A 16,814-nucleotide genomic window follows, 5' to 3' on the forward strand; every position below is an offset into this window, starting at 1 on the left:
GGAATAGCGGGCAACGGATGAACTGCGGGCCTGCGGGGGACAGGTTACAGGGGCAGCCACCAAAGGCGGATCGTGCGGAGACGATGGACCGGGGGCTTACCGCTGTCCCAGCGGCCAGTTCACCCGCTCCGGCTGGAACGCCGTGTCCCCCGGATCGAACCCGGCCCCGCTTCTTCCGCACTTCCGCACTTCCGCACTTCCGCACTTCCGCACCTCCGTACCTTCGCACCCGTCCGTCCCCCGGCACACAGTCTGCTCATCCACCCGCCCCTGAACGCTGGACAAACCTTTTCGGGAGGATGCAGGATGGCGGACGACAACAACAACGCACCGCACCAGGCCACGCCGGCCTCGACGGAAAAGAAGCTCGACCAGCTGTACGGCCTGGTGGAGGGCATCGAGATCGCCATGTTCACCACGCGCCGCATCGACGGGCACCTGGTGTCGCGGCCCATGGCCACGCAGGCGCAGGCCGCCGGCGCGGACCTGTGGTTCGTCACGGACGGCGAGGCCGACAAGATGGACGAGCTGCAGCACGACCCGCACGTCAACGTCTCCTACTACCGCGACCGCACGCGCGAGTGGGTGTCCGTGAGCGGCACGGCGCGCACGGTGACGGACCGCGCCAAGATCAAGGAGCTCTACCGCCCCGACTGGAAGGCCTGGTTCCCCGACGAGGGCCCCGGCCGCGACGGCGGGCCCGACGACCCGCGCCTGACCCTCATCGCCGTGGACGCGCACTCCGTGGTCTACATGGTGAACAACACGCCGCGCCCCGTGGTGCTGTTCGAGGTGGTCAAGGGCATCGTCACGGGCACGCAGCCCGACGTGGGCGAAACCCACGTGCTCAGCGGCAACGAGCTGCACGGCCGCGGCAACGGCTGACCGGCCCCGATCGGCGGACGGACCCCGGGGCGGGGCGCGCGCGGCGTGCCCCGCCCCGTTCCCATCTCCCCATATCCGTACCGCGTCCGCCCGTCCGGCGGCGCACCCAAGCGGCCGCCGGCGTGACGCATCCATGGAAACACCGTGCACCGCAACCGCTTGCGACGCGCACAAAACTGGTCACTCCCCACCCGACCGCTGCACCGGCAAGTGCACCGGAATGGTGCGATGCGCATCGCTTCGCACGAAGCGCCTCATCTCAGCCGAAAATGCAAACCACAATCCTGCAACAACTTATATGACGTATCGCCGTCTGCCGAAGATGGCGCACTGCTTGCTTTTTTAGCAGCCGTTCCCAGAACGCACCGCCCTTGGTCGCAGCCCCCCGCTGGCGTCCCTCAGGTCCGGATCGTTCCCCTTTGTTCGTTCCGCAGGAGATGATGCAGATGTCCCGTATTCGCGTTTCTGCCGCCGCGCTCATGGCGCTCGCGGCCGCGGCCTGCTCCGACGCGCCGTCCGCGCCCGAGGCCACCCTCACGCCCCGGCCGATCTCGCAGCAGGTGCAGGACGATGTGGTGCCGGGCGAGATCCTGGTGCAGATGAAGCAGGGGATCGACATGGCGGTGCTCACGCCCAGCAACGGCGGCGTCCGCTTCAGCCGCACGCTGGCCGGCGGCCGCCTGGGCGTTCTGTCGGTGACGCGCGGCGCCGAGCGCGCCGAGGCGGCCCGCATCGCCGCCGACCCGCGCGTGGAGTGGGCCGAGCCCAACTACCTGCGCCACCCCACGGCCATCAACCCCAAGCTGTGGGCGTTCTACAACCCGGGCAGCCTGCGCGCGTCGTTCAACGACGGCACCGGCTTCCTGCCCACGACGTACAGCTCCATCCTGGACGCCGACCAGGACGTGCTGGAGGGCATTGGCGCCGGCGGCGCGCCGGTGGTCATCGGCAGCCTGGACACGGGCGTGGACACCGACCACCCCGAGCTGGCCGGCCGCATCATCCTGGGCAAGGACTGGGTGAACAACGACAACCTGCCCGAGGATGACGACGGTCACGGCACGCACACGGCCGGCACCATGATCGGCACCACGGTGGGCGTGGCCGGCGTGACCGGCGCGGGCACCAACGTCAAGCTGCACGTGCAGAAGGTCTGCGGCCCCTCGGGCTGCCCCGTCTCGGCCATCGTGAACGCCATCTACGCGGCGGCGGACTACCCGGGCATGGTGGCGATGAACCTGTCGCTGGGCGGCACCACCGAGAGCACGGCCGAGAAGAACGCCATCACCTACGCCACCAACAAGAACGTGCTGGTGATCGTGGCCGCCGGCAACAGCGGCACCAGCAAGCTGGGCTGCCCGGCCTGCGACGCCAACTCCGTGGCGGTGTCGGCCACCTCGTGGCGCGACGGCCTCGCCTACTACTCGCAGTACGGCAAGGGCCTGGACATCTCGGCCGGCGGCGGTGAGCTGTACAGCAACACCACGGACGAGATGGGCATCTACAGCTCGTTCCTGAACGGCGGCTACGCCTACCTGCAGGGCACCTCGATGGCCACGCCGCAGGTGACGGGCACGGCCGGCGTGGTGGCCAGCAAGACGGGCCTGCGCGGCACCGCGCTGCGCAACCGCCTGCAGAGCACGGCCGACGACATTGGCACGGCGGGCTACGACACCAAGTTCGGCAACGGCCGCCTGAACGTGTACCGCGCCATCACGGGCACGTCGCTGGGCGCCGGCCTCTGAGCCTGGCGTTGGGCTGATCGCGGGCGGGGCCCCTCCGGTTTTTCGGAGGGGCCCCGTTTGCGTTTGAGGTAATAGGGAACAGGGAATAGGGAATAGCCTGCAACTGCGTATTGAACTGCGGGTTACAGGGGGACAGGTTACACGGGACAACCACCAACGGCGACTGGGATTCGCGCGGGACGATTCACTGCGGCGTTGCTAGGCTCGAGCCGGAGCGGGTGAACCCGCCGCTGGGACCGCCATAAGCCCCGTCTCGCCCCGACGCGCTCAGCGAACGAGGCTTCAACCAGCAAAAGGCCGCCCCGGTGCACCGGGGCGGCCTTTTGCTGGGGCAGTCCGCGAAGGCGGACTTCTGCCTTTCCAGCGGCGAATTCATTCGCTCCGGCTGGGGCGCCGCCGCCCTCCGCCCGAACCCTCCCGCTTCACCTCCGCACCTCCGCACCTCCGCACTTCACTCGTCCGGCAGCGTCATCTCGCCTTCGCTGACCCGCACTGCGGAGCCGCCGACGCGCACGGCGGCGATCGACCCGCCGCGCACGTCCGCCTCGATGTGGATGCGGCTGGGCCGGCCCATCTCCACGCCCTGCTCCACCACCCATCGCAGCGTGCCGTCCTCGACCGCGTCACGGCGGGCGAGCAGGCCGGCCAGCGCGGCGGCGGCGGCGCCCGTCGCCGGGTCCTCCGGGATGCCCATCGCCGGGGCGAACATCCGCGCGCGCAGCGTGGTCCCGCCCTCCGCGTCGTCCGTCACCACGTACACGTGCGGGCCCCACGCATCCGACAGGTGACGCTGCCACGCGAGCACGTCCAGGTGCGCCCGCCCCAGCGCCGCGCGGTCGCGCACGGACACCACCAGGAACGGCACGCCCGACGAGACGAACGCCGTCCCCAGCGATCCGCCCACGTCCACCGGGTCCAGCGAGAGCAGCTGCGCGACGACCTCCGCCGGCGGCGGCGCCGGGCCAAGCTCCGGTACGCGCGCGGCCGTGAACATCGCGAACGACGGCTGATCCGCCTGTATCCGCACCTCCACGGGGATGGGGCCCACGGTCTCGCCCAGCACCACGCGCTCGCCCGCGCGGCCCAGCAATCCCAGCAGGCACGCCGTTCCCACGGTCGGATGGCCCGCGAACGGCAGCTCCGTGCCGGGCGTGAAGATGCGCACGCGGCAATCCGTGCCCTCCGGCGCCCCGCTCCACTGCACGAACACCGTCTCCGACAGGTTCAGCTCGCGCGCGATGCGCTGCATCATCCCGGGCGGAATGCCGTCCGCGTCGGGAAAGACCGCCAGCGGGTTGCCCCCGAACACCGTATCCGTGAACACGTCCAGCGTGTGGTACTTCACGCGCATCCCATCCCCCGTGGTCGCTGTCTGGATCGCCGCCGATGTCGACGCGGCAACTTCCGCCCGCGCCCCCCGTCTCCGCAAGCCGGTCCGGCGCCTCACATCGTACCCAGAAAAGCAGTTGTTTCCTGAGTGGCCCTCATGGAACCCGACCGCGCCGGATGCGTGCGGCCCCGAAGGATCTTCCCCGACTTGGCAAGGACCCGGTCCAGCGGCGAAGTCCCTGCCCCGCGCAGGAGATCCTTCGGTCGCGCCCGTAGCCTCGCGAACGGACGAGTTCCGCGCGGCGCTCCCTCAGAGGGTGTTGCCAAACCTCGGGCTCGAAAGCGTCATCCTGAGGAGCCGCCGCGCGATGCCTGCCTGGGCTTGATCCATGGCGGCGACGAAGGATCTTGCATGCGAGACTCGGGGCCGGCTTTCAGGCATGTAGCCAGCCCCGTGGTTTGGACACAAGATCCTTCGGTCGCGCCAAAGTCCTGCGCGTGTTCATGTTGCGCGCGGCGCTCCCTCAGGATGACGCTCGCTGGGCCTCCGTTGAAAAGCAGGTTCAGCAACACCCTCTCAGGAAATCAACTCCGATGCGCAGCGTTCATGCGATTCGGTATCATCCCCTCCCCGCCCGTCGAGATGCTTGACATCGATGGGGAGACGCGGCATCATCCACATGAATTGAACATGTTCATTTTCAGGAAGGGTGCATGGGACCCGTCATTGAGTGGATCGGGCAGACGCTGGCGATCGCCGTGTTCGTCTTTCTGTACGGCAGCGTGTTCTTCGGACTGCTGTTCACCGCCTACTACCTCGTCGCGCTCATCGCGGGGAAGGTGCGACGGGCCATCGTCCGGCGGCTGCGCCCGTGAACGACCGGGGCGCGGAGGTAATCCCCCGCGCCCCGTGACCGTCATTCATCCGCCGCGCGTCCGCTCACTGCAGGCGCGCGATAGCGATCCGCAGGGTGGAGGGGAGCGCGCCGCCGTGCAGCCCCTGCAGGCTCAGCAGCTGCGACCGGGTGTGCGGGCCCGAGATCTCGAAGTACGCCACGCCGCCGCCCACCACCGACGGCACGTCCACCGCGCCGATGGCGCCGAACGTGAGCGGCCGCGGCGCCAGCAGGTACGGGGCCGGGAACGAGAGCGGGAACTCGCGGTTGAGGCCCGCGTAGATGTCGCGGAAGTTCCAGGTGGGGATCTGCGTGTCCAGGCTGGGCGACCGCAGCCCGGGATAGTCGTCCGCGTACAGCGAGAGCGCCCATCCGCCCATCAGCTTCTCCAGCGACACGCCGGCCGCCGCGGCCAGGTTCTCCGTCCCCGTGAGCGACGACGCCGTCAGCGCGCGCAGGAACTGCTCGTCCGAGGCGCCGTAGCGGTCCACGGCGTATCGCACCAGCGACCACGACGTCTCGTAGAACGACGCCCCGCCCGCCGGCGTGGCCCCGAACGGGGAGACGGACTCGGGAGCGCGCAGGAACGTCCGCAGGCCCAGGAAGTGGCGGTACATCGTCACCGCGGGGCGGGCCTGCTCGGCCGCCAGGCACGCCGGGTCCGTGCGCTTGAAGTCGCAGTAGATGCTCCCCGGCGCCGACGCGCTGCCGTAGCCCGTGTTGGCCTTCCACGCCACGCGGTACACGGTGTTGCGCGCGAACAGCTCCTCCGCGTGCCGGCCCGTGCCCTCCTCCAGCCAGGGCGCGTCCAGGGGCGCATCCGCCGCCACGCGCGCCGCCATGGACGCGATGTGCTTGACCTCGTGGGCAATGCCGGAGCGCAGGTTGAAGTACCAGTTCTCCGGCGTGAGCCCGCTGTAGCCGCTGGCGTTGACCGTGGGCTGAAAGGCGTAGAGGAACTCGCCGTGGTTGCTGCCGGAGTTCCCGTCCTCGCGGGGAAAGAAGTCGCAGCTCACCACGTACGCCGGCACGCCGCCGAACGCCGAGTTCAGCAGGGGCGTAAAGAGGGCGATGAGGATGCCGTTGGCGTCCGTCTGCCCGTCGCGCAGCAGCGGATCGCCAAAGGCGCGGCGGATCATGGGATCCACCTGCGCGTTGTACTCGTCGCCCAGGGCGGTGTAGTAGCCCTGCATCTGCGGGTTGGCGGCCGCCTTGGCCCACGCGGGCGTGGCGTCGTCCTCGTAGATGGCGATGCGGCCGTCGTAGTACACGCGCGTGGCGCTCACCTCGTAGAACTGGTCGCAGCTGCCCACGGCCACGTCCGCCACGCGGATGGTACGCGTGAGCGGCGGCTCGGCGACGGCGGACGACGTGCTCCGCGATGCCCGCATCCGCGCGTCGCCGCGAAAGCGCGTGCGCAGGCGCGCGTGCTCGCGGCGGTTCATCTCCATCACGCGCAGGTGCGGATCGGTCGTCTGCACCGCCAGGGTCCCGGCGAGCGAGGCGGCGGAGGTGTGCGGGTTGCCCGCGACGGGCCCGCCGCCCGCGGAGAGCTGGAAGCCGGCGTCGGACGACGGGTCGGCGTCGGTGCTGTAGACGGCCACCACGTAGCGCGCGTCGCCGCCGCTGGGGGCCAACTCGTTGCACGCCGCCTCGCGCCGGTCCGTCACGATCACGGCCTCGCCGGGCGCCAGCGCGCGCCGGGGCACGTTCAGCGTGCGCGCCACGGGGACGCCGGCCACTCCGCCGTGCTCCACCTGCACCGCCGCGGCGCCGGCCGCCGCGCAGGGCACCACCACCTGGAGCGACGTGGGCCCGCCGCCCGTCACCACGGCCGGGACGCCCGCGATACGCACGGCGTTGCGCGCGGCCGCGGGGTTGAAGTTCACGCCCGTGAGCGTGACCGTCTGCCCGGGGACGAGCGTGGCGGCGGACGTGCCCGTCACCTGCGGCGCCACGGTGGCACGCGCGCCCGGCGCCGTCTCCGCCCGCACCTGGACGACGAAGCCGAACCGCTCCACGCCCGCGTCCACGGCAAAGCGCCACGCGCGCGCCGCGGACGTTTCCGTGCTGGCCAGCACGCCGTCCGCGCCCAGGTCGGGGCCCGCGGCGCCGCCGTTCTGGATGTTCGGCCGGTCGCGGTCCGTCACGTCCGCGCCCGTGGCGCTGGCCAGCGTCACGCCGCCCGCGCCCGCCGTCACCTCCGGCGGGGCGACGAAGACGACGCGCACGCCGGCGGGGTGCGGGTTCGTGCCGTCCTTTGTGCCGACGGCCACGTTGGCCAGGTTCTGCAGGGCCGCGCTCGCCTCGAACGCGCCGGCGGACGTCGTGCCCGTCTCCCCCACGATCCGCACGAGCGCGCCGTGGCCCAATCCGCGCGCAGCCGCCGACGGTGCCCCCGCGACGCCGGACGCGTCCACGCACTCCAGCGTGCCGGGCGACATCCGCACCTCGCAGGCGAGCAGGGCCAGCTGACCCGCGGCGCCGGGCGGACGCCCGCCCGTGGGACCGCCCGGGTCCGTGCAGGAGGCCAGGGCCAGCAGGCCGGCGGCCAGGGGCGGCGCGAATCGCCGCGCGTGCGCGTGGGGACGACGGATCATCTGCATCCCTGCGGGTATCGAGTTTATTAGATTGCGTCGTAAAACGTCGCATCGGATGTTTCTAGTCATACATCACGTCCCGCGTGCGCGCAACCGTCCGCCGACCGTCGCGGCCGAATGGGGACGCAGAGGACAGCGGCGGATGAGGATGAGGGGCCACGGCGGCAGTTGCGCGCGGCGCGCGGGCGGGCGCACCTTGAGCGGATCGAAACCACGCGAGCGGGAGAGGCGGATGGCCGAGGCGGCGGGAAAGACCGCGAAGGGCGAGCAGACGCGCGCGCTGATCCTGGAGACGGCCGTGCAGATGTTCATGGAGCGCGGCTACGAGGAGACCACCATGCGCGCCATCGCCGAGCGGGCGGGCGTGGCGCTGGGCAGCGCGTACTACTACTTCCGCAGCAAGGAGCAGCTCATCCAGGGCTTCTACGCCCGCACCCACCAGGAGCACCTGGCCGAGGCGGAGGTAGTGCTGCGGCGCGAGCGCACCCTGCGCGACCGCCTGCACGGGGTGATGGCAGCCAAGCTGCGCACGGTGGAGCCGTACCACCGCTTCAGCGGCGTGCTGTTCCGCACGGCGGCGGACCCGGAGAGCCCGCTGAACCCGTTCAGCCAGGAGTCGCTGCCGGCGCGGCAGGAGGCCACGGCCGTGTTTGCCGAGGTGGTGCGCGGGGCGGAGGACCGAAAGATCCCCCGGGACCTGGAAACGGACCTGCCGGACCTGCTGTGGACGTACCACATGGGCATCATCCTCTTCTGGATCCACGACCGCTCGCCGGGCCGCGCGCGCACGTGGCGGCTGATGGAGCGCACGGTGGACCTCGTCGCGCGGCTGATCGCCCTCTCCACCCTGCCGCTGATGGGCCCCATCCGCAAAGCCGTCCTGAACCTGCTGGCGGACCTGCGCGCGCCCGCGCCGGAGGAGGTGGCGGCGGGGGCGGTGACGGAGGTGGAGACGGCGGAGGAAACCGGCCCCCCAGCCTGAGCGGGTAAACCCGCCGCTACGACAGCGGAAAGCCCTGTCTCGCGCTGACGCGCGATGCGAACAGGGCTTCAACCACCAACACGGGCCGCCGCCCGGTGGTGGTGCGGGTTCGCGCGAGGGGCGGGCGGTCCGGTTGCGCGCACCCCGCTCCGCTGCACCCGGACGGCGCGCGGCAGGAGCCGTCGGCGCAGGCCGACATCACGTTTTCGATGCCGCGAATTCATTCGCCGGGTCTGGGAATCGGCGCCCCCCGTCGCCCCAGCCGGAGCGAATGAATTCGCCGCTGGAACGGCACGAAGTCCGCCTTCGCGGACTGCCCCAGCGAGAACGGGGCGCGTGTGCAGCGGAGCCACCGTTCACGCCGTTGAAGCCTCACGCCGTTTGTGAGGCTTTCCGCTGTCGTTGCGGCGGCTTCAGCCGCTCCGGCCGGGTGCCCGGCCTTCTTTCCGGCGGCCGGCGGGTTCGCTACATTGGGCACCTTCTCCCATCCGATCCGCCGCGCCGCGCGTTCCCACGCCGCGGCGCGTGGTGTTTTCAGGGCCCGGATCATCTTCCCGCCTCTTTTTTCCATCTCCTGGCTCCCATGAAGAACCTTTCCGTGGCCGCGCGGCTGCTGGTGTTCGGCGCGCTGGGCATCTTCCTCGTGCTGTGCGTGGGCACGGCCGGCCTCGTGGGCCTGCGCCGCACGGGCGCCGCCCTGGCCGAGGCTACCCGCACCGCGTCGGAGATCCGCACGCAGGGCGACGTGGACATGATGCACGACGCCCTGCGCGCCGACGTCTACCGCGCCGTGGCCCACCCCGCCGCCGCGGCCGACGCGCGCGCCTCGTTCAACGCCGACGCCGCCCGCATGCGCGAGGCCCTGCAGGCGCTGGAGCAGGCGCACGAGGACGACGGGGATGTGCACGATGGCGGGGCGGAGATCGTGGACGGCGTGCGCGGCAGCCTGGACGCGTACGTGGGCGCCGGCGCCGCGCTCATCGACGAGGCCGCGCGGGACCGCGACGCCGCCGTGCGCGGCATGGGCGCGTTCGAGGCCAGCTTCGAGCAGCTGGGCACGGACCTGGGCGCCCTCACGGACCGCATTGAGGCCCACGCCGCCGAATCCCAGGCGGACGGGCGCCGCGCCGCGCGCACGGCCCTGGTCGCCATGGTGGTGACGACGCTGGTCGCCTTTGGCGTGCTGCTGGCCGTGGCGCTCGTCATCACCCGGATGATCGTGGTGCCCCTGCGCGAGGCCGTGGGCGTGAACCGCCGCTTGGCCGACGGCGACCTCACGGCCCGGGCCGAGGCGCGCGGCCAGGACGAGGTGGGCGTCATGATCCAGTCGCTCAACGAGATGGCGGGGCGCATGCGCGGGGCCATCGCGCGCATCACGCAGCTGAGCGGGTCGCTGGCCGAAAGCAGCACGGAGATCAGCGCCGGCGCGGCCGAGACGGCGGACCTGGTGGGCCAGCTGGGCGCCGTCATCGAGCAGATCACGGCCGGCGCGCAGGACCAGGCCCAGTCCGCGCAGAACACGGCGGAGGTGATGGAGGAGATGTCCGGCGCCATCGGCCAGGTCACGGGCGACGCCCGCGCGCTGGCGGCGCAGGCGGAGCAGGGCGTGGCGGCGGCACGGGCCAGCAGCGCCACCATCCAGCGCGCCATGGGCAGCCTGGACGACATCCGCGCGGCCGTGGTGCAGGCCGGCGAGCGCGTCCGCGAGCTGGACGCGCGCTCCGCCGAGGTGGAGCTCATCGTGGCGCGGGTCAACGACATCGCCGAGCAGACCAACCTGCTGGCGCTCAACGCCGCCATCGAGGCCGCCCGCGCGGGCGAGCACGGGCGCGGGTTCGCCGTGGTCGCCGAGGAGGTGCGCAAGCTGGCGGACCTGTCCGCGCGCTCCACGGGCGAGATCGCGGCGCTGGTGGAGCGCATCCGCGAGGGCACGGCGGGCGTGACGGCGGCCATGGACGCGGGCACGGCCAGCGCGCAGTCGAGCAGCGAGCTCGCCCGCGACGCGGCCGGCGCCCTGGACGACATCCTGGGCGCGCTGAGCGGCACCAACGCGCAGGCGCAGCGCATCGCCGGCAGCGCGGACGGGATGACGGAGCAGCTGGACCGCCTGTCGGCGCTGGTGGAGTCCGTGGCGGGCGTGGCGGAGGAGAGCGCCGCCGCGGCGGAAGAGATGGCCGCGCAGAGCACGGAGGTGCTCGCCGCCGTGCACCGCATCTCCGCCGTATCGGACGCGGGCGAGGGCGAGGGCGCCGCCGCCTCGTCCGTGCACTCGCTGTCGCGCATGGCGCAGCAGCTTCGGCTGGCCGTGGCGGACTTCCGGGCGTAGGGAAGTGCGTGAGTGCGTGAGTGCGTGAGTGCGTGAGTGCGTGAGTGCGTGAGTGCGTGAGTGCGAAAGCGGGCGAAGTCCGGGCCAGGTGGTGGGGGGCCGGCCGGCGCGGATGAATCCGCCGCTGGGACAGCGGTAAGCCCCGTCTCACGCTGACGCGCGATGCGAACAGGTTCAACCGACCGGATGTCGAGCCCGTGCGGAAACGACGGCGTTCCGGACCGCGCGGGGTTCGCCCCGGTGCACCTCGACGGCGCGCGGCAGGAGCCGTCGGCGCAGGCCGACATCACGTTTTCGGTGCCGCGAATTCATTCGCCGGGGCTCGGGGCCGGCGACGGCGCATCGAACCGCGCCGATCCACGGATCCGTTCACCGCATCACCGGATGTGACGGCAAAAGCCCTGTCCGGCGCCACTCGGCCGGACAGGGCTTCACCTTTGGGAGGGCGGCTCCGGTGCACCCCGACGGCGCGCGGCAGGAGCCGTCGGCGCAGGCCGACATCACGTTTTCGGTGCCGCGAATTCATTCGCCGGGGCTGGGGGCCGGCCCGCCACCCACCGAACTCACCTCCGCCTGGGCCGGCGCCAATCTTCCCCGATCCGCCGAATCCGCCCGCGTCAGCAGCGCTTACGGCTGGCCGGGCTGCTTGTACACGACGCCGTTCTTCATCACGAAGACGGCCGTTTCCATCGTGCGGATGTTCTGCGTGGGGTCGCCGGGCACGGCCACCACGTCCGCCAGCAGCCCCGGCCGCAGCGTGCCGACGCGGTTCTCCCATCCCAGCAGCCGCGCCGCGTTGGCCGTGCCCGCCTGGATGGACTGCATGGGCGACATTCCGCCCCACTCCACCATCAGCGTGAACTCGTGGCCGTTGGTGCCGTGCGCGCCCACACCCGCGTCCGTCCCCAACGCGATGGGCACGCCCGCCCGCTGCGCGATGCGCGTGGCGTTGCGCATGGCCGCGCCCGCCTGCCGCGCCTTTTCGGCCCGCAGCCCCGTGAGCCGTCCGCTCTCCGCCGCGTTCACCACCGTCTCGCCGGCGGAGAGCGTGGGCACCAGGAACGTGCCGCGCTGCGCCATCATCCGCGCGCCCTCCTCGTCCAGGAAGCTGCCATGCTCGATGGACGTCACGCCCGCGCGCACGGCCACCTTGATGCCCTCGGCCCCGTGGGCGTGCGCGGCCACGCGGCGCTCCAGCACGGTGGCCTCCGTCACCAGGGCGCGCATCTCCTCTTCCGAGTACTGCAGCACGCCCACGGCGTCGCCCTCGGACAGCACGCCGCCCGTCGCGCAGGTCTTGATGACGTCCGCGCCGTACTTGGACTGGTAGCGCACGGCCGCGCGGATCTGGTCCGGCCCGTCGGCGATGCCGTCGCGGTAGTCTCCGTCCATGAGCCCCGGCCGGTAGCCGTTCTCGTCGCAGTGCCCGCCCGTGATGCCGATGCTGTTGCCTGCCGCCTGTATCCGCGGCCCGATGACGTAGCCCTGATCGATGGCCTGGCGCAGGGCGATGTCGTCGAAGTTGGGCGAGCCCAGCACGCGGATGGTGGTGAACCCGGCCATGAGCGTGGCCTGCGCGTTGGCCGTGGCCAGGATGGGCGCGAAGCCGGGAAAGTCGCGCACGGCCGCGTCGTCGCTGCCGGGGTCGCCCAGGGAGCGGCCCACGATGTGGGTGTGCGCGTCGATAAAGCCCGGCAGCAGCGTGGCGTCGCCCAGGTCGATGACGCGCGCGCCGGCCGGCACCTGTACCGCTCCCTCGCGGCCCACGGCCACGATGCGGTCGTCCGTGACAACGACTACGCCGTTCTGCACGGGGGCGGCGCCCGTGCCGTCGATGACGCGCGCGGCCCGCAGCACCACCGTGCCGGACCCGCGGGTGGGATGCGTGGGCTGGGCGGCCAGCGGCGCGGCGGCCAGGGCCAACAGCGCGGCGGCGGCGCCCGCACGGAGCGACGGGATCATCATCGGGAGCGTCCTCAGGGGTGTGGCGGAAGGGAAGATACGGCGGATTGCGCCACAATGTGCGACCGCCGTGCGCGGCGCGCCAGCGGCGTCCGGATCGGCGACCGATCGAAACGCGACGGCGCTCGGAAGCCCCTGCTCAACGGCGGGTGAGCGTCGTTGCGAGAGGGGCTTCCAGACCCGCTCTGGATGCAGCCCGAGGAGCGTCATTCTGCGTCATTCGGCACTGCGCGCACCCTGCGGGATGAAAGCAGCAGTTCAACCTCCCCCAGGGTTTTTTGGGGGAGGTGGGCGAGCTCCGCGAGCCCGGAGGGGGCGCTCGCGCGGGGCACGCCACCCCGAAGCCCAAGTAGCGTCATCCTGAGGGAGCGCCGCGCGCACCGGAACGCACGTAAGCCCCTAGCGCGACCGAGGGATCTTGCGTGCGAGACTCGGAGGCGACTTCCCGTGCAGGAGGGCCACCTCCGAGCTTCGCGGGCAAGATCCTTCGTCGCCGCCAGGGATCATGCACGAGTCGAGACCACGCGGCGGCTCCTCAGGATGACGCTCCGGGAGCGCCGCAGGTGTTGTTCACCGGGAATTCCCCGGGTTCAGCGCGCGAGGCCGCAGTAGCAGATGTGGGCGGCGCTGCAGTCGCTCACCACCTGCTGGCCGGGGTAGAGCGCCTCGCACTTGCGCTGGCAGTCCGTGTCGTCCGCGCAGTAGGGGCCGCGATCGCGCGCGGCGCCGGGCGCCGCCATCGCCTCCCGGGCGCCGAATGCCAGTGAAACCGCCACCAACGCCGAAAACGCCGCCCTGCCCACGCTGATCCGAGTCATGGCCATGCCTCACTGAAAGGAGTGATCGGGGTCCTGCATCCGCCGAATTGACGGCGCACGAACCACGCCCAATCCGACGGTATTCGGCAATTTACGTCACGAGAGCACGCGGGGGTGGGAATTGGAGCGGGGCGTGTCCCTCCATAGAAGGAAAATGTGCTCGCCTTGGCCCTTCCGGCGTATCCGCGTCCCATTCCGCTCCCGGCCCGCCTTGCCGTCATCCCGCGCTCTCTCTCCCTCTGCCCGTGTGCGCCCGCGGGCAGTCGCGCGCGCCCCGCCGACGCGGGCCGCGCGACACGAGTTTTCATCCGCCGTCTCAATACGCTTCATCCTTCGATCATACTGGAGACATCATCATGAAGAACCTGTGCATGCGTCTGTCCTTGATCATCGCGGCCGCCGCCGTGCTGTGCGCCCGCCCCGCCACGGCGCAGCAGCAGGCACCCGGCTACAAGGATCCGGGGATCGCGACCATCATCAGCGTCGTCGTGCCGGGCGGGGGGCAGATGTACGCCGGCGAGACCAAGCGCGGAGCCATGCTGCTGGGCATCGGCATGGGCGGGGTGATCCTGGGCTCGGCCATGAGCGTGGAAAGCACGAGCGCCGCGCCCATGCTGGCCGGTTCGCTTCTTTACCTGGGCACGTGGGTGTACGGGATCATGGACGCGAGCGACAGCGCCAACCGCATGAACGCCAGGCGCGGCATGGCCGTCGGTGGCGTGCGGGTGGAGCCGACGGTGGCCGTGCAGCGGGAAGGCGGAACGGGCGTGGGCGTGACCCTGCGCTTCTGATCCCGGCTCCGGACCAGGAGCGTTGGTTTCCCGAGGAAGCGCCCGCGCGGACCTTGCCCGATCCGTAGACCGTGGGCGCGACCGAAGGATCCATCACGCAATGCAGAGAAGCAGCCCGCGTGCTGATTCCTTGCACGGCAGGCGAGATCCTTCGGTCGGCGCCCAAGCTCCTCGACAGGCGGGAATCACGCGGCGCCTCCCTCAGGAAATCAACGCTCCTTCTACGGACGAGTACCATCGCCACAAACGAAGTGCGGGAGCGGATCGAAATCCACTCCCGCACTTTCGCACTCACGCGCTGCCGTTCACGCCACGGCGGCCTGCCGCTCCTCGGGCTCGGGCTGGACCGCATCCGCCACCTTGTCGTCGGGGCCGGGCGGGGCAAGCCGGTGGTCCAGGGGCACGGACTCGGCGCGCATGCCCTTGCGCCACGGGTCGGCAATCCAGCGCGCCACGTTCTGGATAAAGCGCCACACGCCGCTCTGCGTGGGCTTCTTGTACGCGGCGTCCGACGGGTCCGTGCCCATCTTGGTGAACACCTGCGTAAGCCACTCCGGGCCGTGGCCGCCCACCTCCAGCTCCGGCAGCCAGCACTCCAGCTCGCCGTTGGGCACCAGGAACACGCCGTACTCGGCCAGCAGGGCCAGCAGCTGGTCCGCCAGCTCGCGCGGCTCGCCGCCCAGCCGGTAGATGCCGCCGTCCTTGTAGTCGGCCGTGTTCATCTGCTGGTGCAGGCGGCGGCGCTGCTCCTCCCACGGCTCCCAGAACACCTCGGGGACGAACGCCGACTGCAGCAGGTCGCGAAAGTCCTCGCGCCCTTTCAGCAGATCCAGGTCGAGCACGGCGGCCGCCGGCAGCCCCATCTCGCGCAGGGGGCGGATGATGCGCCGTACCGTCTGCTTGTTCTGCGCGTTGAGAAAGACCACGCCGTCCGCGCCGCCGGCCCGGTGCGCCAGCAGGCGCTCGTTGACCTCGGCGTAGAACACGCGGTCGGCGTCCGCCTCGCACACCACGGCGCCCTCGTGGAACAGCGCGCCCAGCACGCCGGTGGATCGAAGGAGCGGGTCGCGCATCATCGTCTCCAGCTTGCCGGCCGGGAGAAGGCGCGCGCCGGGAATGCCCTTGCGGTACGTGAGCCGGACGATGTTGATGGCGTGCCCGCTGGTGATGCACCCCATCACGAAGTCGGGCGAGTGCGTGGCGGCCAGGAGGTTGGCCCCGCGCTCGGCGGCCAGCTGCGTGAGCCGCTTTCCCAGCTTGCGGATGAGCGGCGGATGCAGGAACGCCTCGGGCTCGTCCACCAGCATGATGCGGTAGTCGGCGCTGAGCACGGCGGCCGTGAGGCCCGTGAAGGCGCGGATGCCGTCGCTCATGTGGTCGATGTCCGTGGCGCGGCCGTGAAACGCGCGCGAGCGGTCGCTGATGGACTGCTCCTCGTCGTCGTCCATGGGCGCGCGCTCGGCCATGCGCACGCGAAAGTGCGTTCCCTCCGTGGGATCGATGACGAAGTACAGCCCGAACGCGTCCGCCGTGATCTCGCGGATGCGCGCGCGGGCCTCGTCGTCGCGAAAGAGCGCCCCCAGGTGGTTGGTCGGATGGGATTCCAGGTCGCCCGCGGGCTGCATCTGCGTGAGGGCCAGGCGCGTCTGCCCGTCCAGCCGCAGGGTGAACAGCCCCAGCAGGTCGCGGCAGATGCGCTCCAGCTCCTCCTCGGACGGGTGGCCGGCGTGCGCGGCGGCGGCCAGCAGGGCGGGCAGGTCCACCTCCTGCTCCACCACGGGCTCGGCCGTGTCGGTGGCGCGGCGGCGCGAGTATCCGCCGGGCGAGCGCAGGCGCATCACGCGGACCACGTCGCCCAGCAGCTCCTCGTCCTCGCCCGTGGCGCGCGAGACGACCATCTCCTCGATCTGGGCCGCGGGCGGAAGCAGGAGCTCCAGCCGCTTGACGATGTAGCGCAGCGAGTCGCCGCCCGTCTCGATGAAGTCCTCGATCTCGCGGAGGGCCAGGCTCTTCCCCGAGTTGTTGGGCCCCACGAACACGGTCATGGGACCGGGGCTGAAGCGCAGCGGCTCGTCGCCTTCGCCGGCGCCAAAGCGCAGGGCTACCGTTCTGAGCATCGCGTCCGGGTGGTCAGGCGGGCGGCCCGTTGGAGCGCCCACCGGGGGACAGTGTGCAAGTTGCGCGAATGGAACGACTTCCGCTGCCGGCCCGACTTTGTACCATGTCTGTGCAAACGCGAGAAGCGCGCCAGGGACGTGACATGTGCGTGACATGGCGCGGCGCCTCGGCGTTCCGGGCACGAGTGGACGGCGTGCACGGCCCGATCCCGGCGCGGAAACCCGTCGCGTCGCCGGCACCGCGCGGCGCCCCCTCCGGACTCGTAAAACTCGCCCACCTCCCCCAAAACCCCTGGGGGAGGGTGGAACCAGGATCCAGCCGGTGAGGACGGATCTCGCGGCGGCGAAGCGCCCCCCATCCCC

The 16,814-nt window shown here is 71.4% G+C and carries 12 protein-coding genes; 7 read left to right on the top strand and 5 right to left on the bottom strand.

From position 1 onward, the window contains the following. The first annotated feature begins 306 nt into the window (after positions 1 to 306). Both VFZ20_RS12915 and VFZ20_RS12920 read left to right on the top strand, forming a co-directional pair. Positions 307 to 885 carry a pyridoxamine 5'-phosphate oxidase family protein gene (locus tag VFZ20_RS12915; RefSeq protein WP_329684302.1) on the top strand — a complete coding sequence of 193 codons (579 nt, stop codon included), beginning with the start codon at positions 307 to 309 and terminating at the stop codon, positions 883 to 885. A 446-nt stretch (positions 886 to 1,331) separates the two neighbouring features. Next, positions 1,332 to 2,630: a S8 family serine peptidase gene (locus tag VFZ20_RS12920; RefSeq protein ID WP_329684303.1), complete on the top strand. Its 1,299-nt coding sequence runs from the start codon at positions 1,332 to 1,334 to the stop codon at positions 2,628 to 2,630. Between the two features lie 451 nt (positions 2,631 to 3,081). Here the strand turns inward: VFZ20_RS12920 and VFZ20_RS12925 are convergent, their stop codons facing one another. Continuing rightward, positions 3,082 to 3,981, bottom strand: coding sequence for a PhzF family phenazine biosynthesis protein (locus tag VFZ20_RS12925; RefSeq protein ID WP_349264091.1), 900 nt, complete (start codon positions 3,979 to 3,981; stop codon positions 3,082 to 3,084). Positions 3,982 to 4,673: 692 nt separating this feature from the next. Here VFZ20_RS12925 and VFZ20_RS12930 point away from each other — a divergent pair. Next, positions 4,674 to 4,835, top strand: a complete 162-nt coding sequence (locus VFZ20_RS12930; protein WP_329684305.1) for a hypothetical protein — start codon at positions 4,674 to 4,676, stop codon at positions 4,833 to 4,835. Positions 4,836 to 4,899: 64 nt separating this feature from the next. On the opposite strand, the gene VFZ20_RS12935 is transcribed toward VFZ20_RS12930, so the two are convergent. Continuing rightward, the gene (locus VFZ20_RS12935) at positions 4,900 to 7,455 is read right to left on the bottom strand and encodes an IPT/TIG domain-containing protein (RefSeq protein ID WP_329684306.1); all 2,556 of its coding nucleotides are present in this window, start codon (positions 7,453 to 7,455) and stop codon (positions 4,900 to 4,902) included. 232 nt (positions 7,456 to 7,687) lie between these two features. Between VFZ20_RS12935 and VFZ20_RS12940 the strand changes: the two genes are divergently transcribed. The 3 genes from VFZ20_RS12940 to VFZ20_RS12950 all read left to right on the top strand — a co-directional run bounded on the left by VFZ20_RS12940 (position 7,688) and on the right by VFZ20_RS12950 (position 11,153). Further along, on the top strand, positions 7,688 to 8,437 hold the full coding sequence (locus VFZ20_RS12940) for a TetR/AcrR family transcriptional regulator (RefSeq protein WP_329684307.1): 750 nt from the start codon (positions 7,688 to 7,690) through the stop codon (positions 8,435 to 8,437). Positions 8,438 to 9,020: 583 nt separating this feature from the next. Beyond that, on the top strand, positions 9,021 to 10,763 hold the full coding sequence (locus VFZ20_RS12945; RefSeq protein ID WP_329684308.1) for a methyl-accepting chemotaxis protein: 1,743 nt from the start codon (positions 9,021 to 9,023) through the stop codon (positions 10,761 to 10,763). A gap of 240 nt (positions 10,764 to 11,003) precedes the next feature. After that, positions 11,004 to 11,153 carry a hypothetical protein gene (locus VFZ20_RS12950; RefSeq protein ID WP_329684309.1) on the top strand — a complete coding sequence of 50 codons (150 nt, stop codon included), beginning with the start codon at positions 11,004 to 11,006 and terminating at the stop codon, positions 11,151 to 11,153. A gap of 237 nt (positions 11,154 to 11,390) precedes the next feature. Here the strand turns inward: VFZ20_RS12950 and VFZ20_RS12955 are convergent, their stop codons facing one another. After that, complete coding sequence (locus VFZ20_RS12955; protein ID WP_329684310.1) at positions 11,391 to 12,728, bottom strand: metal-dependent hydrolase family protein; 1,338 nt, start codon at positions 12,726 to 12,728, stop codon at positions 11,391 to 11,393. Between the two features lie 587 nt (positions 12,729 to 13,315). Then, positions 13,316 to 13,465, bottom strand: coding sequence for a hypothetical protein (locus VFZ20_RS12960; protein ID WP_329684311.1), 150 nt, complete (start codon positions 13,463 to 13,465; stop codon positions 13,316 to 13,318). A gap of 434 nt (positions 13,466 to 13,899) precedes the next feature. Between VFZ20_RS12960 and VFZ20_RS12965 the strand changes: the two genes are divergently transcribed. Next, on the top strand, positions 13,900 to 14,334 hold the full coding sequence (locus VFZ20_RS12965; RefSeq protein WP_329684312.1) for a hypothetical protein: 435 nt from the start codon (positions 13,900 to 13,902) through the stop codon (positions 14,332 to 14,334). A 305-nt stretch (positions 14,335 to 14,639) separates the two neighbouring features. Here the strand turns inward: VFZ20_RS12965 and VFZ20_RS12970 are convergent, their stop codons facing one another. Continuing rightward, positions 14,640 to 16,451 (bottom strand): ATP-dependent nuclease, encoded by a 1,812-nt coding sequence (locus VFZ20_RS12970; RefSeq protein ID WP_329684313.1) that lies wholly within the window; start codon positions 16,449 to 16,451, stop codon positions 14,640 to 14,642. Positions 16,452 to 16,814 lie beyond the last annotated feature (363 nt).

The sequence above is a fragment of the Longimicrobium sp. genome (genome assembly GCF_036280135.1).
Lineage (GTDB): Bacteria > Gemmatimonadota > Gemmatimonadetes > Longimicrobiales > Longimicrobiaceae > Longimicrobium.